Raw genomic sequence first — 24,670 nt, 5'->3', positions numbered from 1 at the left:
ATAAAATCCCCCCACAATGTGGGGCTTTGGCTCCGAGGCTGACCCAGGTACTCTGCGGGGACCCCGAAACATATAAAACGGTATGGCCTATTGCCGCCCTGGGGAGGCAGCAACTCCCAGAGAGTCAGCGGTTCACCGCTTAAGCTCCCTCTTCAATTACTTCCTCTTCTTCCGTAGCGGCACGTTCGTACTCGGCCAGAACCGCAGATTGAATCTTCTCGCGCGTTCCCGAAGAAATCGGGTGTGCGATATCGCGGAATTCTCCGTCAGGTGTACGCTTGCTGGGCATTGCAACAAACATCCCGTTATTCCCGTCGATGACGCGAATGTCATGAACAACAAACTCGTTATCGATTGTAATGGATGCGATTGCTTTCATTCTCCCCTCAGAGTTGACGCGGCGGAGTCTGACATCCGTAATTTGCATGTGTGTGTTCACCACCTTTTTCCATCAGAGACTTGGTGTATAATTCCACACAGCAAAGCGAATTCCTTCTTTTTCATTCCAAATAATGCCTGATTAAGAAGATTATTTTTGCAGAATCGTCGATTTCGACAGATTTCGTGCAGTTATCTTAAGAATCCTCACAGTTTCGACATTATGCCCGTCTTTTCAGAACCGGCAGCATCCCTCGTTCAGGAGGAGAAATAGTTGCCCGGAAACGCCGAAATACGCCGCACCTTGGAGTCCACCTCTGTCAGCTTCACCAGCGACACGTAGTCATGCAGCAGGCGTTCTTCATTCTCCACGTCGCCGGACTCTACGAGTACGCCCACACCTGCGACCTCTGCATTGAACTCACCCAACAGATCGACCATTCCGCGTACGGTGCCACCCGCCTTCATGAAGTCATCGACAATCAGCACCCGGGATTTCTCGCGCAGTGCCCGTCTGGACAGGGACATCGTATGGATGCTCTTATGGGAGCCCGATACATAGTTGATGCTTACAGCCGAGCCCTCCGTTACCTGATGGTCACGGCGGACCAGCACGACCGGCAGCCCCAGCTGCGCAGCCGTTGCGTACGCCAGCGGAATCCCCTTGGTCTCCACCGTCATGACGACATCAATCTCCACGCCGTAGAAGGCGGTGGCAATGATCTTGCCGGCCTGCTCCATCAGGGACGGGAGGCCGAGCAGATCCGACATATACAGATAACCGCCGGGCAGTATCCGGTCGCTCTGCTCAAGCTGCCCGCACAGACGGTTCACGAAGGCAAGCGCCATATCCATAGGCATGCGCGGAATATAACGCACTCCGCCCGCTGCCCCGGCCAGTGTCTGCAGCTCGCCCATTCCTTCGCCTTCAAATACCTCTTTTATAATAGCCAGGTCCTCGCTGACCGATGACTTCGCCGCACCGTACCGCTCTGCAAAAGTGGACAGAGGCAGCAGATCATGCGGCTTCTCCAGTAAAAATTGGGTCATATCAACTAACCGTTGGCTTCGTTTAAGTTTTTTCACGGAATGCTCCTCGCCTTATAAGCTGAATTTAAGAATAATGCATGCTCGATTCTTAAATTCACTTTATACAAAACCGAATATTACTATGAATAATATCATTATTGTACGGATTTGCACAAGCGGAAACCGCTTTGCCTCCGTTATCAGAGGATGGTCCCGCTCCGCTTAGCTCAGCGAACGCACTGCATAGACTTCCTTGCAGAATCCGCGCAGCCCGTTATAGATTCTCGCCACCTTGGAGTGCCTGGAGACAAGGCCAAATACGGTCGGACCGCTCCCCGACATCAGCACGCCGTCCGCCCCCAGCTTCAGCATCGCTTCCTTGAGCTGCTGCACCTCAGGGTGCAGCTTCAGAGTCACATCCTCCAGCACGTTGCCAAGGCCCTCACAGACGGCTGAGAAGTCACCGGCCTCCAGAGCCTGCTGCATGCGGAGCGCGGACGGATGCACCGCTATGTTGCCGGCGCGCACGCGTCCGTATACCTCAGCCGTCGATACATTGATCGGCGGCTTCGCCAGGATGACCCACATTTGCGGAGGATTCGCGATTGGGGTCAGCCGTTCGCCCCTGCCCGTAGCCAGGGCAGTGCCTCCTGTGACGCAGAACGGGACGTCTGAGCCCAGCTCAGCGCCCAGCTCCTGCAGCTCCTGCACCGGGATGCCCAGGCGCCAGAGCCGGTTCAGGCCGCGCAGCGTAGCCGCGGCATCGCTGCTGCCGCCGGCGAGGCCGGCAGCGACCGGAATTCTTTTGTCCAGATGGATATGTACTCCGCTTCTGACGTTATACCGGTCCTTGATCAGCCTTGCCGCCTGGAAGGCCAGATTCTTCTCATCCAGCGGAATATACCCGGCCTGGCTTGAGATAATAATCGAATCCCGCTTCAGCTCCGACAGCTCCAGACGGTCCGCCAGATCGACCATTGTCATTATCATTTCCACTTCATGAAATCCATCAGCCCGCTTATGCAGCACATCCAGCATCAGATTAATTTTTGCCGGTGCCTTCTCATACATTTTCAAGGCGTTCACCCACCCTCAGCTTTTCCCGTACAAAACAACTTAACATATTATATGAGAAACTGACAGTGAAGTCCATTAAATATACATCCGGTTCTATGAAGCAGAAAAGGTACCGCCCGCAGGCGATACCCGGTGCGGCATGACACCGCTATAGCCGCTTACAATTTCCGCGCAGCAGCCTGCTCTGCCAGCTGAATCGCCCGTTTCACCATATTCCCGGCATCGACTGCCCGGATTCCGCCCCAGCCCTCCTGCTCAACCGTTTCGTAGAACCCAAGCTCCTTGGCCAGCTCCGTCTTCAATTCCTCCGACATCATGCTTCGTCTTCTGCGGCTCATTACGAATGCCTCCCTTGTATGCTGCTCTATGATGAACGTACTGCCTATGTAGTATGCAGCCGGGAGGCCAGTGTCATGCAGCATCATTCAGGAAGACCCCCTACATGCAAAATAACCCCACAAAGTGGGGCTTTAGCGTAGGTGATGACTCAGGTACTTTGCGGGGACCCCAAAACATAAAAATTCTATCAAAAAACAGCCCCCCCGCAGGGAGACTGTCATGACGCTAAGCTTTGATATACATAATCCGCATCTGCCCATCGTCTTCGGTAACTGTGATTTCCACAGATTCAGTAAGTATATCGGCATAGCTATAGGAGACACGCTTGAAGGTCTGCTGCTCCTGATCGAGTTTGACAATAAATACAGAAGGGTACGTTTCTTCCAGGACACCGGTGCGTTCAACGGTCTTCCGACGGCCACCGTTAGCCCGCAACGTGATCTTATGACCGACGTGAGCTTCAAGACTGCGTTTAATTTCTAACAGCGCGTTATTAGCCATTACCTGACGACCACCTCTTTCCTTGTCCATTATACAACTTCCATAACCACTTGTCAAATTAAATAAATAATTATAGATGATGAGAAAAAAGTTGTCAACGGAATTTTTTTAGGCGGGGAAATTCCTGACTTAAGCACCTTGTTATCAGTAATGATGACTGGCTCCTCCCTGACCCATCTTGTGTCATAAGCGGCTTCCGTGGCAGCAAAATAGGATAAGCACGAATGCTTACCCTATTCCTTCCGCCTGTTCAGTTATCACTTACCCGGTTATAGCACCGAAGGAGCTACCTTCAGCGTAGCCAGGTTCTGCAGCTGAGGCATTCCGATCCGGAAGCTGCCCCGCGTCTCTATTCCGCCCATCCCCTGATTGCCGCTGATCGTATGGCTCAGTACATCGCTTAAGTTCACCGTATCCCGGATAGAGGTAAAAGAGGCCTTGGCCGCGATATACACCGGGTCCAGGGCATGAATGAGTATTCTGCCCGGGGAGCTGGCGAAGTTGGCACCATTGCCCAGGAGAGCCTCGAAGTGCGACTGGCAGGCTCCGGCTACGATCGTCAAAGCATCGAAATTCCGCTCATATTCACGGGCCACCCGGATGGCTGCCACAAAATTCTGTGAATTCTTATAGCTGCTCAGACTGTACAGATCATAATTCTGCTGTTGCTTAAGTACTCCATCATGGCCGGTAATCACTACGATATCGGGACGCACACGGGGCAGCAGACGGTACAGCGTCTCCGCCATTTTGGATTCGTTGACATGATGTCCCTCAGCCGGTATGCGCAGCTGCTCGTAGAGGCTCAGGCTCTTCTTCAGATAGAGTGCATCACCATCCAAATGCAGGACCTTACCCGGCACTTCAAAATAAGCCGCTTCCTTCGGAGATGGGCCCCAGGTTCCCGTGGACCCCGACACGCTCTCTCCGCTTCGCTGGCTCTGCACCTGCCGGTCTTTACGCAACCAGGTTAGAGATTCTGTTGCCTTGATCTGCGCACGCGCTCCCCGCTCGGTAACCCGTGTAGGAGGCACCTGCACCAGATCCTCCAGCGGGGAATCCGCCAGCAGACGGAACTCCGTGCCTTTAATGACTGCTCTATTCTGCAATATATTGTCTACCCGGAAGGTCACATCGCCGCCATAGGATTTACGAATGACCAAGTCTCCTAGATTCATTACAACACCACCTCTACCCCATGTTATGGGCAAAGGCCCCGGTTGGTTCATCCGCCGGGAGGGTTTTCTGTATTCTATGCGATGCCTGCAGCCAGAAGAACCGCACTGAGCCGCGCATACTCTTCAATGCTAAGCGTCTCTCCGCGCCGCGAGGGTTCAATGCCGGCTTCGGAGAGCAGCGCCTCCAGGCGCTCCCGCCCTTCTTCCGGGAAGAATCGTGCCTTAAGATTATTGGCAATCGTCTTGCGCCGCTGGGTAAAGGACGCCTGAACCACACCAAAGAAATGCTGCTCGTCGGCTACCTCCACCGGAGGACGTTCTCTGACCTTCAGCCGGATCACAGCTGATTCCACGTTAGGCTGCGGGATGAACACCGTACGCGGCACCATACAGACCAGCTCAGGCTCGCTGTAATACTGGACGGCAATACTCAGGCTGCCATACTCCTTGCCGCCCGGAGACGCCGCCATACGCTCGGCAACCTCCTTCTGGATCATGACCACGATATTATCCAGCGGCAGCTTCTCCTCCAGCAGCTTCATGAGGATGGGTGTAGTCACATAATACGGCAGGTTAGCTACGACACTAACCCGGTCCCTGCCCGCGAAATCCTCAGCGAACAGCTCCTGCAGATTCACCTTCAGCACATCGTCATTACGGATCTTTACATGGGGATAAGGCGACAGGACATCCCTAAGAATCGGGATCAGCCTGCGGTCAATCTCTACCGCAGTGACGGCCCCGGCCGTCAACGCCAGCCGTTCCGTCAGTGCTCCAATCCCCGGCCCAATCTCAAGCGCACCGGCTGTGCTGTCCAGACCGGCGGCATCCACAATTTTGTCCAGAATATTCTGATCGATCAGAAAGTTCTGGCCCAGGCTTTTTTTGAAGGAGAATCCGTAACGCTGAATTATCGCTTTGGTTCTTGTTGGGGACGAGATATTCTCGATACCGCTCATGAAGTAATGCCTCCCTGATCAATTTGGGCGAGGGCCTGCGCGAATTCTTCGCGGGTAATGCCGAACATCGCCAGACGTTTGTACAGTTGCTTGCCATTGCAATAACCGATACCGAGCAGATTGCCAAGCTGCATTCTGCGCTCAGCCGCCCGGGGATGCACCATCAGCCCTGCGGCCATAAGCTCATCCAGCCCAATGATGGGCGGCGCCCCCTCGAAGGAGGTATGTACATGCTCCAGCGCATGGCGGATAGCCTCAGGCGAAGCATTCTCTATTCCGATATCTCCTTTGCGGGTTGCATCCTTCTCCGGGATGAAGGCATGCTTGCAGCCCGGCACCTTGGCCGCGACGATTTTGCGGATTCGCTCTCCGGCATGATCCGGGTCGGTAAGAATGATTACACCCCGGCGCTCCATGGCCAGCTTGATCTTGGCAATGACCCTGTTATCCACTGCCGAACCCCCGGTTTCAATCGTATCGGCCTCAACCGCCCGCTTAACGGCAACGGTATCACTTTTCCCTTCAACCACAATTAGCTCTTTAATCATAAATATTTTTACTCCTTACTCCAGAACGCAAAAAGAAGAGGATTCGCTCCCCTTCTTTTTGGCTAAAGAATGTATAAGTGATGAGCGGCAGCTCTCTAAAATTTCGTAAGTGCTTCCCTCACTATATCGTATTAACCGCTAATTTGCAAAAGACTTTACGTTTAGTTCAGCTCCGGCTTCACAGGTCCGATCACATAGAGTGTGCGCGACTTGCGGCCGAAATTACGGGCATGGCTCAGTGAATCGTAATAGACATCCACCTTGTTGCCTTTGATGGCACCGCCGGTATCCTCTGCTCGGCGAAACCCTAATCCTTCAATGTACACCCACCAGCCAATCGGTATAACACTAGGATCTACAGCTATAGTGCGGCCTTCCGTTACGCGTGTGCCGGAGGCAGTACGTGTTCCAATACCCGGTTCCTGAGACGAATACGCAGTCATGGATACGTTTTTGATCATTCTTTTGTACTCGAAATCCACACCAGCCTTACTGGTAACATTGCTGGCCTTTGCGCTGGCTTTAGATGACTTGGAGGTTGTTACAGGTATGGAAACTTTGGCAGTAACTACGACGGGCTTAGGAAGCGGCTTGGTTCCAATGGCAATGATTTTGTCCTTGGTAACCGTCTGTACTTCCTTGCCGATCATGCGCATGGATGCCAGCTCGCCATCTTGATAGATCTTCTCGATGTGCTGGACCATTACGCCAGGCTTACCTGCCTGTGCCACTCTTACGGTTCCCTTGGTCAATGAGGGGTCTGCTGTCTTAATGACCCGGAAAGGCAAATTAGTTGTCCGTTGAACCACATGCTTTTTAATCCGGACAATTTTGATTTCCATGTCTGCAGATACTGCGGTTTCTAGCGAAGGGTAAATCTTGTCTAAGCCTTCCAGGCTGTAGCCCAGCTTGTCGATGGCCTCACCAATGGTATCCTCGGTCGTAAATAACGTCTCGGTCTTTCCGTCTACGGTAAGAGCGAACTTCTGCGCAGTGTTAATCACGATACGGTCGCCGTCTTTTATTTCATCACTAAGGCCAATAGATAATTCATCATGCGCCTGCAGCGAAATCTGTTCCTTAGCCAGCACATCACTGAACAGCGTTTCCCGCGTCTCCAGTGTCTGTACCTGTCCGTCTATTACTAGGGTAATTTCTTTTTTGCTCTGACCGTGTACGTACAGCAGTATTAACAGTGCGATAACAATCGATGCCACACCGGCAAGTAAAACTACGCGGGGATTCACTTGCTTCAACCGTAATGCGAAAGACCTGCTGGATGATTGCGAATCATGGGATACCTCTGGTTGGAATACGCCCACTCTCTCCATCCTCCTTACATAGCCCCGTCGTCCAAGTTAGTTCAAGGTGACTGTATCACTTCTGACGAAACTAGGTTTGAGTTTGCAACAGGATACGCCCGCACTTGCTTCAGCGTTTCCTGCTCATGGATCGCCTGCTCGGCATAGTTACTCCGGAGATCTGTTATATAACAGTATGCCGGGAGCATTCTCATTATTCAAAACAAAAGAAGCCTAAAAAGAGCTCATAGAGGACTCTTTCGTGGCTTCCCGGTGTCGAATACGTCGGAATGCTTATGCACGAGGTTTCCTCTCTTACTTGCGCTTACGGGGTTAGCTGTCGGGTTCGGACATAAGAGAGACGCCCTATCTCAGGTCACCCGCTCACGGCGGTTGCCCTCAAATTCACCCCAAAGACCACGTAAAGAAATCAAATAATGCCTGCGGCAATTCTGTGCCAGTACTCTTGTACGTTCATGCGGCAGCGCATTATTGGTTCCCCCGTTCTCCATACGGAGACTCAGCGAGACGATCCATGAAATTAGTGACTGTCACAGTTACAACAGCTCACTGCACTGAAAAGATGATATCCTGTTTTGATACATGTTGTAAAGGACGATTCAACCACGTTTACGTAAAAAAATGATTAAAATATTGTAATAATCGGCCGTTTTTCCGTCATAAAAGTTTAATATATCCGCTATACTTCATTTTTCGCCGCTTTTACTCCTGTTTTCAGAGTATCCCAAATCGTTCCAGTGCGTTCGCATACGTAATTTCCGCCAATTCCTGTAATTCAATCCCTTTTATTGCCGCGGCCGCCTCCGCTACCAGCCTCACATGAGCGGTCTCATTTCGCTTGCCCCGGAAGGGGTGCGGAGTCAGATATGGGGAGTCAGTTTCGATCAGCAGCCGGTCCAGCGGAGTCTGGGCAAGCACCTCTTTGGGCACCCGGGCATTCTTGAACGTAATCGGTCCTCCAAAAGAAAGATGGAAGCCCAAATCAAGACACATCTTGGCACTTTCCCAGCTCCCGGAGAAGGAGTGCATTACGCCGCCAACCTCGCCCGCCTTCTCCTCACGGAGTATGCGGATCACATCTTCATGAGCATCACGGTTATGAATACAGATCGGCATCTTCAGCTCTCGGGCCAGCCCGATCTGCTTGCGGAATACTTCATGCTGCACATCCTTAGGAGAGGTATCCCAGTAGTAATCAAGTCCAATCTCGCCGATGGCAACCACCTTGGGATGAGCGCATAAGGAGGCGATCCATTCCAGGTCTCCGTCCTTCATCGTGATGGCATCCTGGGGATGCCAGCCAACGGCTGCATAAATATAATCATATTTCTCGGCAAGCTGCATGGTAGTCGGTATCGTATCCCGGTTAAAACCGATGTTGATCATCTTGCTGACGCCGGCTTCCAGCGCCCTGGCAATGACCTCTTCGCGGTCTTCGTCGAATTGTGGAGCATCCAGATGGGTATGGGTGTCGAATAACTGCATTACATTACATCCTTTCGGCCTGTTATTGTATCTATAATTCCAAGCTTGATCTGCTTATTTGGCAAAAATCTCTGCGATGGACGGCGGCAGCTGTGGAAGGGCTTTCTGCAGTCTGTCCTGCGGAAAATACAGATGGTATCTGCCGCGGTGAATACCACTGATAGAGCGAACAATATCCGAGACCTCGGAGATTTCCCTCAGCCGGTCATGCTTGTCCAGAAGCAGGATCTGCTTGCTGTCAAAGCCGTCTCCCGGACGGAACACATCATAGGGAAGATCGGTGGGATAATCAATTTCCAGATCATAATCGGGCCGGAGTCCCGCACCGGCGAAGCTGCGGCGGATTTCGTCAATCGTGTCAGAATCCAAATGCTCCATCTCCACATATTTATACAGTTTACGATGGATAAACCGGCTGCACAAGTCGCTCAGGATGTCATCCTCCTCCAGCGTCCACTGCATGAAGGCAGTCTGCATCAAGGCTTCATCCAGCAGCAGGTACTGCCCTACCGTTACCTCTCCGCTGAATAGATCACTTAAGGGCTCAATCATGAAGCGGAAGGCATGCTGCTGCTGCACCAGCTCCTTGGCCCGGCGGAGAATCTGCCTGAGAATAATCTCAGAGCTGCGGGTTACCGGGTGGAAATAGACCTGCCAGTACATCTGGTACCGTGACATCAGGTAATCCTCAATCGCATGCATCCCCGATTCCTTCACAACCACCCGGCCGTCATAAGGGCGCAGCATCCGCAGAATCCGGTCGATGTCGATGGTTCCATAATTCACCCCTGTATAATATGCATCCCGGAGCAGATAATCCATCCGGTCCGCATCCAGTGGTCCCGACACCAAATTGACAACAATTTCATGCTCATAGGTTTTGGAGATGACCGAGGCTACTTTACCGGGGAAATCTTCAGCCACATCACGCAGAATAGCCGTAATCTCTGTATCCTCCAGAATGATACGGCAGGTCCAGTCTTCATGATCCATTTCGAAAGCTTCTTCTATAGAATGGGAGAATGGGCCATGCCCCAAATCATGCAGCAGTGCCGCACACAGGGTAAGCAGTCTCTCCTCCGGCATCCAGTCCTTATAGCCGCTCCGTTCAAACTGGGAAATAATCCTCCGCGTAATCTCATATACCCCCAGAGAATGGGAGAACCGGCTGTGTTCCGCCCCGTGAAAGGTCAAATAGGAGGTGCCCAGCTGCCGGATGCGCCGCAGACGCTGAAATTCCCTAGTGTTGATCAATCTCCAGATAATAGTATCCTGTACGTGGATGTAGTTGTGAACCGGGTCCTTAAATACCTTCTCTTCTGACAGTGGTTGCTTCATGAAATCATCTCCTTTTCTTGTTTTATATAATATATTGTCGCTATTTGTCGAATATTAGCGATTCATATACTGCCAAATCGACAAACATCTTCATAAGCTTTTTAAGAGTGATTTGCCCGATCAAACGCGGAATAAATGTGGTCTCAAAAGATTTCTTAAAATTAGCCTGAAAAAAGGTTGACTGTTTTGGGAATGGTTGGTATTATAAATATCATAAAACAGTGAAGAATGTCGAATAATGACGCTTTTGAACATTGAGAGGAGCAACGATTGTAATGATGAAATCAACAGGAATTGTACGTAAGGTAGATGAGCTTGGACGGGTCGTTATTCCAATTGAATTGCGTCGCACCCTGGGCATTGGAGAAAAAGATGCGCTCGAAATTTACGTGGACGGTGAGCGGATCATGCTTAAGAAATACGAGCCTGCTTGCATTTTCTGCGGCAATGCTGAGAATGTAACTTACTTCAAAGGTAAAATTGTTTGTCATGAATGCATTTCGGCTATCCCTACCCCTGTGACAAACTAAAATAAATAGGGTATAATAGGAACTAATCCAATTGTTAATTCTAACCTTTTTATATCTCCTTGGCCTCCCGTTCGCGCGGGAGGTATTTTTTTGCGCTATTTTCGGCGACTTTCCCCGGATGCCCCTTTTTCCTACCCTGTCTGCTTCCTAAACCTCACATCTAATTCTTAAACCTCTGATTCTTACCCTCCCAAACCCTCCCTGCAGGGAGGGCCCCAAGGGCCCCGGCCCTCTGGACACCCGGAAGCTTGGTGGAATCTCTGCTGCTGGCGCGGAAGGAAGCGGGTTTCGGCGGTGGACCGGCCCCTTTCGGCCTCCCTGCGGTGATCCCTCAGGCCTTGCCATGCGAAGGGTTTCGCCATAGTCAGGTGCCTATGGCGGCTGCGCCGGGTGCTCCCGTGCCATGGATGAGCAGATCGCTCTCCCTGCGGGATACGCTTACCTGTAGAGTCACTAGCGGCTTTGGTGCTGGAGGGTTACTGGATGGTTACTGGCTGCTGACTTTCTTTTTGCCAGAACTTGCTATGTGGAGCGACTAGTACAGTGTCGGATTTAAAAGGGTGCATAAGCTTTGTGAACTCAGGGGTTCGTGTAATGAAACCCTATCACCCCAAAAAATCTAACGGACCGAAGAGACCTTATCCCTACGAGAACGCCACCTTTTGCAGCGTAACGGACTCAGGCGACCTTGTCATCTTTCTGCGAGACGTTTTGGAGCTGAATTGCAGGCGATAAGGTCCTTGCGGTCCGTTAATCGCCCAAGTGACGACTTTCTTCCCGGATAAGAGCACCTCAGTCCGTTACGCTAAGCCAAACGCCCCTAAGGTGAGAATCATTATATAAGAAAAATGGTCTTGAGAAATTTGGATAACTGTATTCTGTACAGCTATTTATTGCTAAAACATCCATTTGATCATTATAAGTGTACTTTGAACACTTATATCCACATAATTCCTCTAAAAGATTCATTCTCCTATACATATAAATGTATAAACTACAACTATAACTAATAAAAGGAATAATACAATCCATATAAGTGTATGGAATACATTTATTTCATTGGGTGCTCAGATGATTAAACCCATTTTTAGGTTTTTACTGGAATTTAAATAACTTCAGCACAACAGTGTTCTAACTCCGCTCCAGGAGTTCATTATAAATATCGCGCTTGGACAAGCCGCGGTCGGACGCTGCCTTTTTCATCGCATCCTTACGTGTTAAACCTGAAGCCTCATAGTGGGCTACATGCTCCCCGGTACTAAGCTGACGCCACCAGGAAGACTCGGCCAGCTCGGCCTCCTCCTTGCTCTCTCCCTCAAGCACAATTACGTATTCGCCAAGCGGGGGATGCTCCTCCAGCCAGGCCAGGCACTCCTCAATGCTTCCACGCAGGAACTCCTCATACCGCTTAGTTAGCTCACGGGCCAGTGTGATCCGGCGGTTGCCGAAGGCCTCCTGCAAATGAACAAGGGTCTTGGCCACGCGGTGCGGCGATTCGTAGAAGAGCAGTGTCCCTTGGGCAGAGCGCAGAGGTGCCAGAACGGCCCTTATGTCCTTGCGCTCTCTAGGCAGGAAGCCGACGAACGTGAAGCTGGCGGTAGGCAGCCCTGAGGCAATCAAAGCCGACAAGGCGGCATTCGCTCCAGGCACCGGAATCACCGGAATCTGATGGCTGACAGCCAGAGCTACCAGATCGGCACCAGGGTCGGATATCGCCGGCAGACCGGCATCGCTGACGAGTGCCAGATTTTTACCTTCTATTATATAGCGTATCAGCTCCGGTCCACTGGCGGCCTTGTTATGCTCATGGTAACTGAACAGCATGGACGGTGTAATTTCAAAATGGCTCAGCAGCTTACGCGTCTGCCTCGTATCCTCAGCAGCGATAATATCGCATTCCTTCAGCGTGCGTACTGCCCGGTAAGTCATATCCTCCAGATTGCCGATCGGCGTAGCCACCAGATACAGGCATCCGCATCCTTCGGGCTTCGCTCCGTCATGGTTATTTTGAAAGCTGCTTTGGCATTGTATGGTCATTGGCTCGTATCCTCTTTGTTTCCGTAATAAATATCCATAATCTCGGGGCAATATTGATTGTCCTCATTATATACGATTAAAGGCGGTTGTAAACGCACCTCCGGCTTCCCGTCACGCGCGGCCTCGATCAGAACCATATTCGCTTCCAGATGGGCGCGGGGATGTACAAAGCGGATCAGCTTCGGTTCCAGCCGGTGCTTCCGCATCAGACTGATAATATCCACGAGGCGCTGCGGCTTATGCACCATGCTGACTTTGCCTCCGGTACGGACCAGCCGGACACAGGCCTGAATGACCTCCTCCAGGGTACAACCGATTTCATGGCGGGCCATCGCCTGATGGGAATTCAGCTTCAGATCGCTCCCGTTCAGCGTCATATAAGGGGGATTCACCGTGATCGCATCGTATACGCCATAGCCCGCTGTAAGATGAAGCTCCCGCAAATCGCCCTCATGAATCTGTACCCGCTCCTCCAGACCGTTAAGCGATACACTGCGCCGGGCCATGTCTGCCAGACGGGGCTGAATCTCGATTCCTTCAATAGAAGCCTTCGTCCGTGTAGTCAGGAGCATAGGAATTACTCCGTTACCCGTACACAGGTCAAGCACCCGTCCGCGCGGCGGTACACTGGCGAACCGTGCCAGCAGTACGGCATCCATCGAGAAGCTGAACACCTCGTCACTCTGGATAATTCTCAGATCATGGGTGAGCAGGTCATCGACCCGTTCAGCTTCATGTAAGGGTACAGGTGTATTGTTCATTGAATGGGTCATTGTAATGTAATCTCCTAAAAGTTTTTGTTGAGCGTATGCTTCGGAATCATAGCCTTACATTCAAAAAAACCGTAGGCGACAATCTCCTACGGCTGGATATCCTCATTTATTAAGAAAAGAAAGGCAGAACAGACAATCCCCTTCCGTCCGCAAATGCCCAAAGTAGACATTGCAGATGTGGAAGCCTTCGTGATACAGCCGGGCCAGATTATCGTAGCCTTCCCCGACAACCTCCTCTTTCCCTTCGGCAGCAAGTATAGCCTCCGCCTCCGCAGACAGTGCGGCCTTATCTACAGGCGCTTCCCTTTTCAATATGATACGAAGTTGCTCGTTCTCCAGACTCAGCTTCTGATTCGCTTCCATCAGCTCTTTGACCGTCTGCTTCCAATCGCCCAGAGTGGTGCGCATTTCATCCATCTGCGCTTCCATCTCCTGCATGTGTGCAAATATATTTTTCTTCTCCAAGTTTCCACCCCGAAAGTAACCTTATAATGGTTTACTTGACGACAACATCATCCATTGGAAGTTCTTTAACTTTGCCCACTTCAAACAGCTGCACATGAACCGTGCGGCTGCCGGCATTGATACCGACTACCTTGCCGTCACCCAGTGAAGTAACGACCATTTTGCCTACAGCCGGCATTTCTTCCTTCGTGCTCTCATAATTATCATGCTCAAACTTCAGACAACACATCAGCCGTCCGCATAATCCCGAGATCTTGGTCGGGTTAAGCGACAGATTCTGATCCTTCGCCATCTTGATGGACACCGGCTCGAAATCACCAAGCCAGGAGGAGCAGCAGAGCACCCGTCCGCATGGGCCTAATCCGCCCAGCATCTTGGCTTCATCCCGCACACCAATCTGCCGGAGCTCAATGCGGGTACGGAAAATACTGGCCAGGTCCTTCACCAGCTCGCGGAAATCCACGCGGCCCTCGGCCGTAAAGTAGAAAATAATCTTGTTGCGGTCAAACGTAAACTCCACATCCACCAGCTTCATTTTGAGGCCATGATCGCGGATTTTATTTAAACAGGTGGTAAAAGCATCCTTCGCTGCACCCTTGTTCTCTTCCACCACGCGCGCGTCGGTTTCACCGGCAATGCGCATGACTTTCTTGAGCGGCAGTACAACGTCAGCTTCCTGCACCTCTTTTTTGCCAACGACAACCTTACCGTATTCGACCCCTCTTGCAGTCTCGACAATCACGCATTGATCGCGTTCAATCGGGAAATCAAGCGGATCGAAATAATATATTTTACCCGCTTTTTTGAAGCGGACGCCTACTACGCTGTACAAAAATTAACCCCCTTGTTTGACGGTAAAGGAACCCTTAAGCAAGACTGCTTCCCTGATGATCCATGCTTGTCCTTCCTCGTCCGCTATACCCGGTCTTTCCAGGTGCTGAGGATTATATCCCGGAGGATCTATTATAAATAACCCGAGCCTCTAGCTTTCCAGCCGGATTAAAAACTGCTCCAGACACAGCTGGGCATTGGCATTGGAACGCAGCTTCCGCTTGCTCTCCGCCGCATATTCCATATAAGCCACCCACTGCTGCGTACTCCTCTGACGGGCAGCCCTCGAAATAAAGTCTAACTGATCTATGAAAACGATACTTTCGTGCTTTCGGTACAGGAAGTAGAGCATATCTTTGAACCATAAGTGGAACATGCTGAATAGAGTGTCCAAATGTTCACCAAGTCCGGTCTTGAACAACTTCGAACCCGCGGTTGCTACCGCAGTGCTGCCCTTGCCCAGAGACTCCTTCGCTAATTGTAACACTAGATTTCTCATTTCTGCAAACCAATTCTGTGCCAAAAGTTCCCTGCAGCCGTCAAGACCGGCAGTCAGCGACACCGCGCACCGTGCCAGCGGCACCGGAACCCCTTCACCGGACAGCGCCTGAAGCATAATATCCGGATGGAGCGGGCTAAACGGAATGCGCTGGGTTCTGGACTGGATCGTCGGGAGCAGGGAACTGCTGTTATCGGAGATCAGAATGCCTACCGCAGGGGCCGGCGGCTCCTCCAGGAATTTCAGCAGACTATTCGCGGCTTGCACCGTCATTTTGTCCGCTCCTTCTATAATATAAACCTTCGGGTTAATTCCTTCCGAGCGGTAGGAAAAAACACGCTGAAGTTCACGAATCTGATCGATCTTAATGCTCGCCCCATCGGGGCGCAGCAGCGTTAAATCAGGATGATTGCCATGCTCCACCTTGCGGCATTCCAGGCACTCTCCGCAGGCATCATCTTTGCTGGCGGTACAGAATATCGCCAGGGCGAACGTCAAAGCCATCTTCACCTGCCCGCTGCCTGCCGGACCCGTGAACAGATAGGCATGGCTGACAGCATCCTTGCGTAAGGCATTCTGAAGCAGCCGCTTGGCGTCCTCCTGGCCTAATAGTTCATGAAAAGACATATATTCCTCCAAGTTGTCAGAAAGAAAGGTTAATCAGCAGCCCGCGGATCTCTCCAACCCGTCCCAGGAGATCGATCCGGCCCTGCTCGCTGTCCAGCAGATCATCTGCCATATTCAGCAGAGCGGCATCAACCTCTTCGAGCAGCTTGTAGCGTTTGCCGCGGCCCCGCCGGTCCCAGCCCTTGGTATCCTTCAGGATCACTCCGCGGCGGGCCGTCTCCTCCAGGAACCGTTTGATCAGGTTCCGGTAGATGGATAGCTCACGCACAGTCATGGATTTGGAGAGCCGGTCGCCTTGCAATTGGATATCCTTAATCTGACGGTTTAACTCATCTATAGTTTTCTGCTGGCTTTGCTGTTGAAATACATCGTTGAAGTTTTTTTGCTGGACCGGACGCCTCTCAGCCTCCGTGGTCAGCATTTCGCTTTTTAAGGGCCTGTAGCCCGGGTTGATCTTCATTATGCTCAATAATGCTCGAAACGATCGACGGGAAGTACGAATACGGTAGCTCCGCCCACCTGCACTTCAACAGGAAGCGGCAAATAGGAATCTGTCGTGCCGCTCATCGGCGTGACCGGAGTGACCAGTTGCTCGCGCACTTTGCAGCTGTTACGGATTACACTGAGTACGGCGTCTACCTGAATATCATCTACCCCAATCAAAAAGGTAGTGTTACCCGCACGGAGAAATCCGCCTGTACTGGCCAGCTTGGTGGCACGGAAGTTCGCCTTCACCAGTTCACTGGATAGCCGGTTGCTGTCTTTATCCTGGATAATTGCAATGATCAAATTCATCTTCGTATCCCCTCCTAATTAGTTATGTTCACAGGCTATCCGCACAACATCGATTCAATCTGCAGAGAAGCCCTGTTCAATCATTATACCTCTATTGTTTATTTGACAAAACACCTTAGAAATCCTTTAATATCCTGTCCTTCAGTACACGTACAATATCCTGCTCCACCATATGGATGGGACGACCCGCATCAAGCACCACAATCCGCTGCGGATCAGAGCTGGTTACCAGCTCATAGCCCGCCCGCACCTTCTGATGAAACTCCAGGCTCTCCAGATCCAGCCGGTTCACTTCCCGGTTCTGATTGGCCGCTATCCGGGACAGGCCCACCTCAGGATCTACATCCAGGTAAAAGGTAAGATCGGGCATTCTCCCGCCAGTCGCAAACCGGTTAATCCCCCTCACCTCTTCGATGCCCAGCCCTCTGGCGTACCCTTGATAGACCAGACTGCTGTCTACAAAACGGTCGCAGAGCACGGTAATTCCCTCCTGCAAGGCAGGCTCGACCACCTCCGCCAGATGCTGGCTTCTTGCCGCCGCATACAGGAGTGCCTCTGTCCGGGCATCCATAGCCGTATGCGCCGGGTCGAGGATAATAGAGCGGATCTTCTCGGCAATCTCAATCCCTCCCGGTTCGCGGGTGATTAAATAGGGCATGGAATGGTTCTGCAGATAAGCTGCCACCCTGCCGAGTACGGTTGTTTTGCCGGAGCCGTCGCCTCCCTCCAGTGTAATGAAGAATCCTTCTCGCTTCACTTATGCTTCTCCGCCCTTCTGAATGTTGTATACCATAATATGCTGTAAGGCCGGATCAGCACAGGCCTGAAATTTCGCCCCGCCTATTCTCAGACGGATCAGCCTGTCACAGACAGACGCTGTAATGCTCTCTCCGGGATATAAGAGCGGGATGCCTGGCGGATAGGGAATAACCATCTCCGCCGCAATCCTGCCCGCGCTTGCCTCAAGCTCTACACTCTCTGTCTCCCCGGCAGCCACCGGCCGGATAGAGAACGCGACCGGAGCCGATACTGCCGGAATGTCGAAATTGTTCCACGTGGAAATATGACCGGAGAAGGTTAATTCCCCTTCTCTGCTATTATATGACGCTGCCTGGGCTGCGGTCCGTGCGCTGAAGAAGGATTCTCCGCCTTGGGGAGCGGGAGCTGCGGCAGTGTCTGAGTAAGTAGACTGGCTGGGTCCGGAAGCCCGATCACAACCGGGAGCCGATCCTGGGCCCGGAAATCGGTCAGGATCAGTATCAGGGCCAGAACCAGAGGTAAGATCGAGGCCAGCGATAGGATCAAGGCCAGCGGTAAGATCAAGGTCTGAGGGGGCTGCGCTCCCGCCGGTCTGCTGCGCTGCCAAGGAGGTCTGCGCTGCAATGTCCTGCAGCGCTGTCAGCAGCTCCGCTGCCTCTTCAGCCTTCGAGCCGAGGCTGAAGGCCAGAACCACGTGCCGGTCGTCGCTCATCTCCGGCACGATTCCCCTCGCTTCGAGCCTGCGCTGCAGCTCGAAGCCCCCCAGGACCCCCGCGGCGTCATAAATGACCGCCTTGAAGGGGTCCTGGGTCACGTACGCCGCCCCGCGCAGCGGCGGCGTACTCACTCCTGCGGCGCCGGCCTCGCCGCAGACAGGCTGCTGCGGCGAGGCCGGCTGCAGCAGCCCGAAGCGCGGCAGCGCCGCCAGGCCGCGCCGCAGGACATCCACGGCGGCGAGCCCCGCCGTGAAGGCACCGGCGCCCTGGCTGTGCAGCAGGCGCCGGGCCAAATCGAGCGAAGCCATCACGGGGTAGGATGGGCTGGAGCTCTGCACCATGGCCAGGCGCTGCCGCAGCAGCGCGCGGTCAAGCCATGGCCCTTGCACATGCAGCATGGCGCCCATCGTCAGCGCCGTCAGCATCTTATGCGTGGACTGCACCACGCCGTCCGCGCCCTGGGCAAGCGCCCCCGCCGGAAGCGCGGGGTGCTGCCCGTAATGCGCCCCGTGCGCCTCATCCACCAGCAGCGGCACGCAGCAAGCGTGACAGGCCTGCGCGAGGGGCGCTAGGTCACTGCCCATGCCGTAGTAATTCGGCATGGTGACTAGGACCCCGGCAGCCTCCGGGTATGCAGCCAGCGCCGCCTGCACCGTCTCAGCAGACGGAGCCACCGCAAGGCCGCTGCCCGGGTCGATCTGCGGCTCTAGGAAGACTGCACGCGCTCCCGCCAGCATCAGTCCATGGATCACGGACTTGTGGACGTTGCGCTGCAGAATAAGCAAACTTCCGGGCTCAGAACAGACCGTCAGGATCAGAGCCAGATTACCCGCGGTGCTTCCGCCCACCAGCATATAACTCTCCTCCGCGCCGTAACAATCGGCTGCCAGCTCCTGTGCTTCCCTTATTACCCCTTCCGGATGATGAAGGTCATCCGTTCCCGTAATCTCCGTCACATCGTAACGCATCACTTCCGTGAGATACCCCGCACTCTCTGCACTGACAGTACTCCGGTAAGCCTCCCCGTTCTTGTGACCCGGCACATGATAAGATATATTACCCTTATGTCTATATTGTTCCAGCATTTCGTATACAGGTGCCCTGCCAGGCTGTAGCTTGTCCATAGATTCTTCCTCCCCTGGGGGTTACCTTCTATTTTAACGCAAATGCACCCAAACGCCTATCACTTCCGCAAAGGATTGCACGCAATAAAACGGCTCCCCTCACCCGGTCAGGGCGGAGAAGCCGTTAAGAAGAACCTTGTATTTGCAGCCAACGCGACACAGATTCACCGCCCGCTCTTTATATGTTGCTTGTTACAGGTCCTGCAATTCGTACATTAAGCATGCATACGCAGATTGATCTTCTTCATCCGGTTAATGAAAAAGTTGTACTTCACATCCTCAGCCTCCGTACGCACCATCTCACTCTCACAGTCCTCACAGATGAAGTGCGAGACAATCACAATGCCTTCTTCCTTTTGCTGCCCGCAGATAATGCAGGCCTGCCCGGTTTGCTGTTCCATTTTCATCCCACCTTGACTCTTTTAAGAACAGTATGGTACACCTTCTATCATTTTAAACCTTTTCATAGTTTTTTCCTAATCCTTCATAGCCTAAAATATATATATTCGCCCGCTGCCCATTCGGTGAATGTGAGCCCTTTGTTTAATAAAACGCAGGAGCAGGCCGATAATAATAACAAGAGAACTTGCGAGGAGGTCCGAATTCCAGGTATGGAACCAAACACCAAAGGTGCCGCTACATTCTATCAATACAAGCTTATCAAAAAAATTACTATTACAGCATTCCTGCTGCGGGTCTATATCACCCTGCCCTTTATATGCCTTGTGCTCGAAAGTGTCTTTCTCTCCTGGCTTAGTGTTCTGTTCATGATTATAGCCGGACCTGTCATGCTGTGGATTCAGTATGTCATCTCACGCTCTGTGCTGCTGATTAGCGGACACCCTATCGCCAAGCGCTGGAGATTATCCCTGCGCCTGCCCTGGCCCGGTTACATGCCCGATCAATATATCAATTACGGCATCTTCCGTACCGTACAGCTGCATAACCTCTGGATCGGTCTTTGTATAGCCGCACTCTTCATCGTCTGGGCTCCGCCAGCCTTCACGGTTTCGCTTGCGGTATGCCACCTGTGGCTGCTGCTACCCCGTCTGTATGCGCTGCTGCGGTTAACAAGTGTAGGCAAAGACGGGATGCTCAAGTTGGGTGCGGCAGACGCCTCTTATTACGCCCAGTAATCCCAACCAGATATACATAGCGCTGTATTTAAGCGGCCAAGCATGCACGCAAAATAACCCCACAAAGTGGGGCTTTAGCGTAGGTGATGACTCAGGTACTTTGCGGGGACTCCAAAACATATAAATTCTTATCTTTCAAAAAAAATCGCCATCCATAACCGGACGGCGATTTTTTATCTGTTCTTCAAGCCTTTGGTCGTGACCTTCTTTTCCTTCGGAATCATCACGATGAAATAGTCATCATGCACGGTCAGATGTACAATAAGTCCTTCTTTCTGAAAAACACGGGAGCTCCCGGAATCGTCTGCTTTCTGTTCCTGCTCTTCCCAGCCCCATGCTTTAATGGCTGCAAGATAAGGCTCCGGTACGCCTTTCTTCTCCTTCAACCCCGGCAAGGAGTACCGTACATAGTCCATGGCTACGTTTGTAGTTGTTCTGTCGGGTGAGCTTGCCTCTTTGGGAACGGGGAAGTCTTCCTCATTAAGTGCACCGTTAAAAGTATCCCAAGCCGGCTCCTTCGTTCCGCAACCCGCCAGCATTACTCCGACTATACAAAGAATAACTAATATCCACAAAGGTTGAGTTCGCTTCATACCTTAAATCCTCCTTACCTCTACCATGCATCTAAAGACGCAAGAAAATTCCAAGATAGAATTTATACGTAGTTCATTCGTATTAAGGCTTTTGCTTATTTATTGCACTTTTCCATTATACTTGGAACCATCGCCTCGTCGGTAACAAAAATGTCACTCGTTTGTAAGCGTTTTTATAATAAAACACCGCACCCCTGCTCGCTTTTTATATATAAGGGTATACAAAAAAGCCATTGTCGATAATTCGACAATGGCTCATGTGTGCTTGGCAACGTCCTACTCTCCCAGGACCCTTCGGTCCAAGTACCATCGGCGCTGGAGGGCTTAACGGTCGTGTTCGGGATGGGTACGTGTGGAACCCCTCCGCTATCGCCACCAAACGTGATTTTTCGAAGCCTACGCTTCTCGAAATCGCTACAGAAAATATCAAACCATCGGTTTAACATCCTGCCAGGCTTGATCGCCTGAAAACTGAATCCGAAACGAATCTGCGTGTTAGAAATTTGGATAAGCCCTCGACCGATTAGTATTGGTCAGCTCCATGCATTGCTGCACTTCCACCTCCAACCTATCTACCTCGTCGTCTTCAAGGGGTCTTACATACTGGGAAATCTCATCTTGAGGGGGCTTCACGCTTAGATGCTTTCAGCGCTTATCCCGTCCGTACGTAGCTACTCAGCCATGCTCCTGGCGGAACAACTGATGCACCAGCGGTACGTCCATCCCGGTCCTCTCGTACTAAGGACAGCTCCTCTCAAATTTCCTGCGCCCACGACAGATAGGGACCGAACTGTCTCACGACGTTCTGAACCCAGCTCGCGTACCGCTTTAATGGGCGAACAGCCCAACCCTTGGGACCTACTTCAGCCCCAGGATGCGATGAGCCGACATCGAGGTGCCAAACCTCCCCGTCGATGTGGACTCTTGGGGGAGATAAGCCTGTTATCCCCAGGGTAGCTTTTATCCGTTGAGCGATGGCCCTTCCATGCGGTACCACCGGATCACTAAGTCCGACTTTCGTCCCTGCTCGACTTGTAGGTCTCGCAGTCAAGCTCCCTTATGCCTTTGCACTCTGCGAATGATTTCCAACCATTCTGAGGGAACCTTTGAACGCCTCCGTTACTCTTTAGGAGGCGACCGCCCCAGTCAAACTGCCCGCCTGACACGGTCCCCGTACCCGCTAAGGGCACTAGGTTAGAACCTAGATACGATCAGGGTGGTATCCCAACGGCGCCTCCGCAGAAGCTTGCGCTCCTGCCTCACCGGCTCCCACCTATCCTGTACAGATCGTACCCAAATTCAATATCAAGCTGCAGTAAAGCTCCATGGGGTCTTTCCGTCTTGTCGCGGGTAACCTGCATCTTCACAGGTATTAAAATTTCACCGGATCTCTCGTTGAGACAGCGCCCAAGTCGTTACGCCATTCGTGCGGGTCAGAATTTACCTGACAAGGAATTTCGCTACCTTAGGACCGTTATAGTTACGGCCGCCGTTTACTGGGGCTTCGGTTCACAGCTTCGGGTGTAACCCCTAACCGCTCCCCTTAACCTTCCAGCACCGGGCAGGCGTCAGCCCGTATACTTCGCCTTACGGCTTCGCACAGACCTGTGTTTTTGCTAAACAGTCGCTTGGGCCTTTTCACTGCGGCCCCCTCGGGCTATTCACCCTACCGAGGCACCCCTTCTCCCGAAGTTACGGGGTCATTTTGCCGAGTTCCTTAACGAGAGTTCTTCCGCGCGCCTTAGAATTCTCTTCTCGCCTACCTGTGTCGGTTTGCGGTACGGGCACCTTCTCCTGACTAGAGGCTTTTCTTGGCAGTGTGAGATCATGACCTTCGCTACTGTAATTTTCGCTCCCCATCACAGCCCAGCCTTAACGATGTGCGGATTTGCCTACACACCAGCCTCACTGCTTAGACGGACATCCATCAGTCCGCGTCACTACCCTCCTGCGTCACCCCATCGCTCATAGCGGATTACGGTGGTACAGTAATTTCAAACTGTTGTCCTTCGACTACGCCTGTCGGCCTCGCCTTAGGTCCCGACTTACCCTGAGCGGACGAGCCTTCCTCAGGAAACCTTGGGCTTTCGGCGGATCAGATTCTCACTGATCTTTTCGTTACTCATACCGGCATTCTCACTTGTATGCTGTCCAGCGCTCCTTACGGTACACCTTCAACCCACATACAACGCTCCCCTACCCCAGATGCAAAGCATCTAGCCATAGCTTCGGTGGTGTGTTTAGCCCCGTTACATTTTCGGCGCAGAGTCACTCGACCAGTGAGCTATTACGCACTCTTTCAATGGTGGCTGCTTCTAAGCCAACATCCTGGTTGTCTGTGCAACTCCACATCCTTTCCCACTTAACACACACTTGGGGACCTTAGCTGATGGTCTGGGCTGTTTCCCTTTTGACAATGGATCTTAGCACTCACTGTCTGACTCCCGGCAAGAAGTAAATGGCATTCGGAGTTTGACTGAGCTTGGTAACCCTTGCGGGCCCCGCACCCAATCAGTGCTCTACCTCCACCACTCCATTCACCGAGGCTAGCCCTAAAGCTATTTCGGGGAGAACCAGCTATCTCCGAGTTCGATTGGAATTTCTCCGCTACCCCCACCTCATCCCCGCATTTTTCAACATGCGTGGGTTCGGGCCTCCAGTGCGTGTTACCGCACCTTCACCCTGGACAGGGGTAGATCACACGGTTTCGGGTCTACGTCCACATACTTAGTCGCCCTATTCAGACTCGCTTTCGCTGCGGCTCCGGCTTCTCACCTTAACCTTGCATCTTAAACGTAACTCGCCGGTTCATTCTACAAAAGGCACGCCATCACCCATAGAAAGGGCTCTGACTTTTTGTAAGCACACGGTTTCAGGTTCTATTTCACTCCCCTTCCGGGGTGCTTTTCACCTTTCCCTCACGGTACTGTTTCACTATCGGTCGCCAGGTAGTATTTAGCCTTAGCAGATGGTCCTGCTGGATTCATACGGGGTTTCACGTGCCCCGCACTACTCGGGATCCGTCTCGGAGAGAACACAGTTTAGGCTACAGGGCTTTTACCTCTATCGCGGGCCTTTCCAGACCTCTTCACCTACCATATTCCTTTGTAACTCCATGTGAGACGTCCCACAACCCCAAGAGGCAAGCCCCTTGGTTTAGGCTGTTCCGCGTTCGCTCGCCGCTACTGACGGAATCACTATTGTTTTCTCTTCCTCAGGGTACTTAGATGTTTCAGTTCCCCTGGTCTGCCTCTGCGTATCCTATGTATTCAGATACGAGTAACTGCGAATTACCACAGCTGGGTTTCCCCATTCGGACACCCCCGGATCAAAGCTTGCTTACAGCTCCCCGAGGCAGTTTCGTTGTTCGCCACGTCCTTCGTCGGCTCCTGGCGCCTAGGCATCCTCCGTGTACTCTTAGTAGCTTAACCAATGCGTTTTCCCTAAGGAAAATCGCTAGTATCGCCATTAATTCAAAACTTGTTTACACAAGTTCAGCTTAAAGGAATGTTCTAAAACGCAAATTCGTTTCGGTATCCAGTTTTCAAGGATCAAGTTTCTTACTTGAGAGCTTAAACTCTCAAAACTGACCAACGAGTGAGTATTCGAACCCAAGGGTTCTATTGTGGAA

24 protein-coding genes, 2 rRNA genes and 1 riboswitch are annotated in these 24,670 nt (G+C 52.2%); of the genes, 2 read left to right on the top strand and 24 right to left on the bottom strand.

Going from position 1 to position 24,670, the window contains the following annotated elements; genetic code table 11:
- Positions 1-139: 139 nt before the first annotated feature.
- The 11 genes from spoVG to MKY86_RS32035 form a co-directional block, all read right to left on the bottom strand.
- A complete protein-coding gene (gene spoVG / locus MKY86_RS32085) occupies positions 140-427 on the bottom strand; it encodes a septation regulator SpoVG (RefSeq protein WP_036696395.1) in 288 nt (95 codons plus the stop codon).
- A 209-nt stretch (positions 428-636) separates the two neighbouring features.
- On the bottom strand, positions 637-1,464 hold the full coding sequence (purR, locus tag MKY86_RS32080) for a pur operon repressor (RefSeq protein WP_036723965.1): 828 nt from the start codon (positions 1,462-1,464) through the stop codon (positions 637-639).
- 165 nt (positions 1,465-1,629) lie between these two features.
- Entirely contained in the window at positions 1,630-2,484 is an 855-nt protein-coding gene (gene ispE, locus MKY86_RS32075) for a 4-(cytidine 5'-diphospho)-2-C-methyl-D-erythritol kinase (RefSeq protein WP_036723966.1), read from the bottom strand.
- Positions 2,485-2,642: 158 nt separating this feature from the next.
- A complete protein-coding gene (locus tag MKY86_RS32070) occupies positions 2,643-2,822 on the bottom strand; it encodes a small, acid-soluble spore protein, alpha/beta type (RefSeq protein WP_036723967.1) in 180 nt (59 codons plus the stop codon).
- Positions 2,823-3,048: 226 nt separating this feature from the next.
- Positions 3,049-3,324: a biofilm formation stimulator Veg gene (gene veg, locus MKY86_RS32065; protein ID WP_036696386.1), complete on the bottom strand. Its 276-nt coding sequence runs from the start codon at positions 3,322-3,324 to the stop codon at positions 3,049-3,051.
- 269 nt (positions 3,325-3,593) lie between these two features.
- Positions 3,594-4,502 (bottom strand): sporulation peptidase YabG, encoded by a 909-nt coding sequence (yabG, locus tag MKY86_RS32060; RefSeq protein ID WP_036723969.1) that lies wholly within the window; start codon positions 4,500-4,502, stop codon positions 3,594-3,596.
- 74 nt (positions 4,503-4,576) lie between these two features.
- Complete coding sequence (gene rsmA, locus MKY86_RS32055; protein ID WP_076082769.1) at positions 4,577-5,461, bottom strand: 16S rRNA (adenine(1518)-N(6)/adenine(1519)-N(6))-dimethyltransferase RsmA; 885 nt, start codon at positions 5,459-5,461, stop codon at positions 4,577-4,579.
- Complete coding sequence (rnmV, locus tag MKY86_RS32050) at positions 5,458-6,009, bottom strand: ribonuclease M5 (RefSeq protein ID WP_036723973.1); 552 nt, start codon at positions 6,007-6,009, stop codon at positions 5,458-5,460. Before rnmV ends, rsmA begins: the two co-directional genes overlap by 4 nt.
- A gap of 161 nt (positions 6,010-6,170) precedes the next feature.
- On the bottom strand, positions 6,171-7,331 hold the full coding sequence (locus tag MKY86_RS32045) for a 3D domain-containing protein (protein ID WP_076082766.1): 1,161 nt from the start codon (positions 7,329-7,331) through the stop codon (positions 6,171-6,173).
- Between the two features lie 286 nt (positions 7,332-7,617).
- A riboswitch (cyclic di-AMP (ydaO/yuaA leader) is annotated at positions 7,618-7,846 on the bottom strand.
- Between the two features lie 199 nt (positions 7,847-8,045).
- Entirely contained in the window at positions 8,046-8,816 is a 771-nt protein-coding gene (locus tag MKY86_RS32040) for a TatD family hydrolase (RefSeq protein ID WP_076082763.1), read from the bottom strand.
- 54 nt (positions 8,817-8,870) lie between these two features.
- The gene (locus tag MKY86_RS32035) at positions 8,871-10,154 is read right to left on the bottom strand and encodes an HD domain-containing protein (RefSeq protein ID WP_076082760.1); all 1,284 of its coding nucleotides are present in this window, start codon (positions 10,152-10,154) and stop codon (positions 8,871-8,873) included.
- A 275-nt stretch (positions 10,155-10,429) separates the two neighbouring features.
- Between MKY86_RS32035 and MKY86_RS32030 the strand changes: the two genes are divergently transcribed.
- On the top strand, positions 10,430-10,684 hold the full coding sequence (locus MKY86_RS32030; protein ID WP_019914502.1) for an AbrB/MazE/SpoVT family DNA-binding domain-containing protein: 255 nt from the start codon (positions 10,430-10,432) through the stop codon (positions 10,682-10,684).
- A 1,131-nt stretch (positions 10,685-11,815) separates the two neighbouring features.
- Here MKY86_RS32030 and rsmI read toward each other — a convergent pair.
- The 10 genes from rsmI to MKY86_RS31980 all read right to left on the bottom strand — a co-directional run bounded on the left by rsmI (position 11,816) and on the right by MKY86_RS31980 (position 19,711).
- Positions 11,816-12,721 carry a 16S rRNA (cytidine(1402)-2'-O)-methyltransferase gene (gene rsmI / locus MKY86_RS32025; protein ID WP_076082757.1) on the bottom strand — a complete coding sequence of 302 codons (906 nt, stop codon included), beginning with the start codon at positions 12,719-12,721 and terminating at the stop codon, positions 11,816-11,818.
- Positions 12,718-13,494: a tRNA1(Val) (adenine(37)-N6)-methyltransferase gene (locus MKY86_RS32020; RefSeq protein ID WP_340827732.1), complete on the bottom strand. Its 777-nt coding sequence runs from the start codon at positions 13,492-13,494 to the stop codon at positions 12,718-12,720. Before MKY86_RS32020 ends, rsmI begins: the two co-directional genes overlap by 4 nt.
- A 102-nt stretch (positions 13,495-13,596) precedes the next feature.
- Positions 13,597-13,959: a DNA replication initiation control protein YabA gene (gene yabA / locus MKY86_RS32015; protein ID WP_036723981.1), complete on the bottom strand. Its 363-nt coding sequence runs from the start codon at positions 13,957-13,959 to the stop codon at positions 13,597-13,599.
- 31 nt (positions 13,960-13,990) lie between these two features.
- Positions 13,991-14,791 (bottom strand): PSP1 domain-containing protein, encoded by an 801-nt coding sequence (locus tag MKY86_RS32010; protein ID WP_036696365.1) that lies wholly within the window; start codon positions 14,789-14,791, stop codon positions 13,991-13,993.
- 150 nt (positions 14,792-14,941) lie between these two features.
- Positions 14,942-15,916, bottom strand: coding sequence for a DNA polymerase III subunit delta' (holB, locus tag MKY86_RS32005; RefSeq protein WP_076082754.1), 975 nt, complete (start codon positions 15,914-15,916; stop codon positions 14,942-14,944).
- 16 nt (positions 15,917-15,932) lie between these two features.
- Positions 15,933-16,376: a YaaR family protein gene (locus tag MKY86_RS32000; protein ID WP_036723982.1), complete on the bottom strand. Its 444-nt coding sequence runs from the start codon at positions 16,374-16,376 to the stop codon at positions 15,933-15,935.
- Positions 16,377-16,381: 5 nt separating this feature from the next.
- Complete coding sequence (locus tag MKY86_RS31995) at positions 16,382-16,711, bottom strand: cyclic-di-AMP receptor (RefSeq protein ID WP_036723983.1); 330 nt, start codon at positions 16,709-16,711, stop codon at positions 16,382-16,384.
- Between the two features lie 115 nt (positions 16,712-16,826).
- A complete protein-coding gene (gene tmk, locus MKY86_RS31990) occupies positions 16,827-17,468 on the bottom strand; it encodes a dTMP kinase (RefSeq protein ID WP_036723984.1) in 642 nt (213 codons plus the stop codon).
- Positions 17,469-19,310 carry an aminotransferase class I/II-fold pyridoxal phosphate-dependent enzyme gene (locus tag MKY86_RS31985; RefSeq protein WP_340827730.1) on the bottom strand — a complete coding sequence of 614 codons (1,842 nt, stop codon included), beginning with the start codon at positions 19,308-19,310 and terminating at the stop codon, positions 17,469-17,471.
- A gap of 215 nt (positions 19,311-19,525) precedes the next feature.
- Positions 19,526-19,711, bottom strand: coding sequence for a sigma factor G inhibitor Gin (locus MKY86_RS31980; RefSeq protein WP_076082751.1), 186 nt, complete (start codon positions 19,709-19,711; stop codon positions 19,526-19,528).
- 210 nt (positions 19,712-19,921) lie between these two features.
- Here MKY86_RS31980 and MKY86_RS31975 point away from each other — a divergent pair, with 210 nt between their 5' ends.
- Positions 19,922-20,446 carry a hypothetical protein gene (locus MKY86_RS31975; protein ID WP_076082748.1) on the top strand — a complete coding sequence of 175 codons (525 nt, stop codon included), beginning with the start codon at positions 19,922-19,924 and terminating at the stop codon, positions 20,444-20,446.
- Positions 20,447-20,619: 173 nt separating this feature from the next.
- Here MKY86_RS31975 and MKY86_RS31970 read toward each other — a convergent pair whose 3' ends face one another.
- The 3 genes from MKY86_RS31970 to MKY86_RS31960 form a co-directional block, all read right to left on the bottom strand.
- Positions 20,620-21,039 (bottom strand): hypothetical protein, encoded by a 420-nt coding sequence (locus tag MKY86_RS31970; protein WP_036723990.1) that lies wholly within the window; start codon positions 21,037-21,039, stop codon positions 20,620-20,622.
- Between the two features lie 263 nt (positions 21,040-21,302).
- Positions 21,303-21,419, bottom strand: a 5S ribosomal RNA gene (gene rrf, locus MKY86_RS31965).
- 123 nt (positions 21,420-21,542) lie between these two features.
- Positions 21,543-24,470, bottom strand: a 23S ribosomal RNA gene (locus MKY86_RS31960).
- Between the last annotated feature and the right edge of the window lie 200 nt (positions 24,471-24,670).

The organism is Paenibacillus sp. FSL R7-0333, from assembly GCF_038000365.1.
GTDB lineage: Bacteria > Bacillota > Bacilli > Paenibacillales > Paenibacillaceae > Paenibacillus_AQ > Paenibacillus_AQ silagei.
The sequence above is the reverse complement of the archived record's forward strand: the minus strand, read 5'-3'. Positions and strand labels throughout refer to the sequence as shown.

What these genes read in the sequence shown, in the direction of transcription:
- MKY86_RS32030 (WP_019914502.1), top strand. Translation starts at nt 10,430, where the DNA reads ATGATGAAATCAACAGGAATTGTACGTAAGGTAGATGAGCTTGGACGG.
- MKY86_RS32070 (WP_036723967.1), bottom strand. Translation starts at nt 2,822, where the DNA reads ATGAGCCGCAGAAGACGAAGCATGATGTCGGAGGAATTGAAGACGGAG.
- MKY86_RS31980 (WP_076082751.1), bottom strand. Translation starts at nt 19,711, where the DNA reads ATGGAACAGCAAACCGGGCAGGCCTGCATTATCTGCGGGCAGCAAAAG.
- holB (WP_076082754.1), bottom strand. Translation starts at nt 15,916, where the DNA reads ATGTCTTTTCATGAACTATTAGGCCAGGAGGACGCCAAGCGGCTGCTT.
- MKY86_RS31995 (WP_036723983.1), bottom strand. Translation starts at nt 16,711, where the DNA reads ATGAATTTGATCATTGCAATTATCCAGGATAAAGACAGCAACCGGCTA.
- MKY86_RS32000 (WP_036723982.1), bottom strand. Translation starts at nt 16,376, where the DNA reads ATGAAGATCAACCCGGGCTACAGGCCCTTAAAAAGCGAAATGCTGACC.
- rnmV (WP_036723973.1), bottom strand. Translation starts at nt 6,009, where the DNA reads ATGATTAAAGAGCTAATTGTGGTTGAAGGGAAAAGTGATACCGTTGCC.
- MKY86_RS31975 (WP_076082748.1), top strand. Translation starts at nt 19,922, where the DNA reads ATGGAACCAAACACCAAAGGTGCCGCTACATTCTATCAATACAAGCTT.
- MKY86_RS31985 (WP_340827730.1), bottom strand. Translation starts at nt 19,310, where the DNA reads ATGGACAAGCTACAGCCTGGCAGGGCACCTGTATACGAAATGCTGGAA.
- veg (WP_036696386.1), bottom strand. Translation starts at nt 3,324, where the DNA reads ATGGCTAATAACGCGCTGTTAGAAATTAAACGCAGTCTTGAAGCTCAC.
- MKY86_RS32020 (WP_340827732.1), bottom strand. Translation starts at nt 13,494, where the DNA reads ATGACCCATTCAATGAACAATACACCTGTACCCTTACATGAAGCTGAA.
- MKY86_RS32040 (WP_076082763.1), bottom strand. Translation starts at nt 8,816, where the DNA reads ATGCAGTTATTCGACACCCATACCCATCTGGATGCTCCACAATTCGAC.
- MKY86_RS31970 (WP_036723990.1), bottom strand. Translation starts at nt 21,039, where the DNA reads ATGAAGCGAACTCAACCTTTGTGGATATTAGTTATTCTTTGTATAGTC.
- MKY86_RS32035 (WP_076082760.1), bottom strand. Translation starts at nt 10,154, where the DNA reads ATGAAGCAACCACTGTCAGAAGAGAAGGTATTTAAGGACCCGGTTCAC.
- rsmA (WP_076082769.1), bottom strand. Translation starts at nt 5,461, where the DNA reads ATGAGCGGTATCGAGAATATCTCGTCCCCAACAAGAACCAAAGCGATA.
- rsmI (WP_076082757.1), bottom strand. Translation starts at nt 12,721, where the DNA reads ATGACCATACAATGCCAAAGCAGCTTTCAAAATAACCATGACGGAGCG.
- yabG (WP_036723969.1), bottom strand. Translation starts at nt 4,502, where the DNA reads ATGAATCTAGGAGACTTGGTCATTCGTAAATCCTATGGCGGCGATGTG.
- spoVG (WP_036696395.1), bottom strand. Translation starts at nt 427, where the DNA reads ATGCAAATTACGGATGTCAGACTCCGCCGCGTCAACTCTGAGGGGAGA.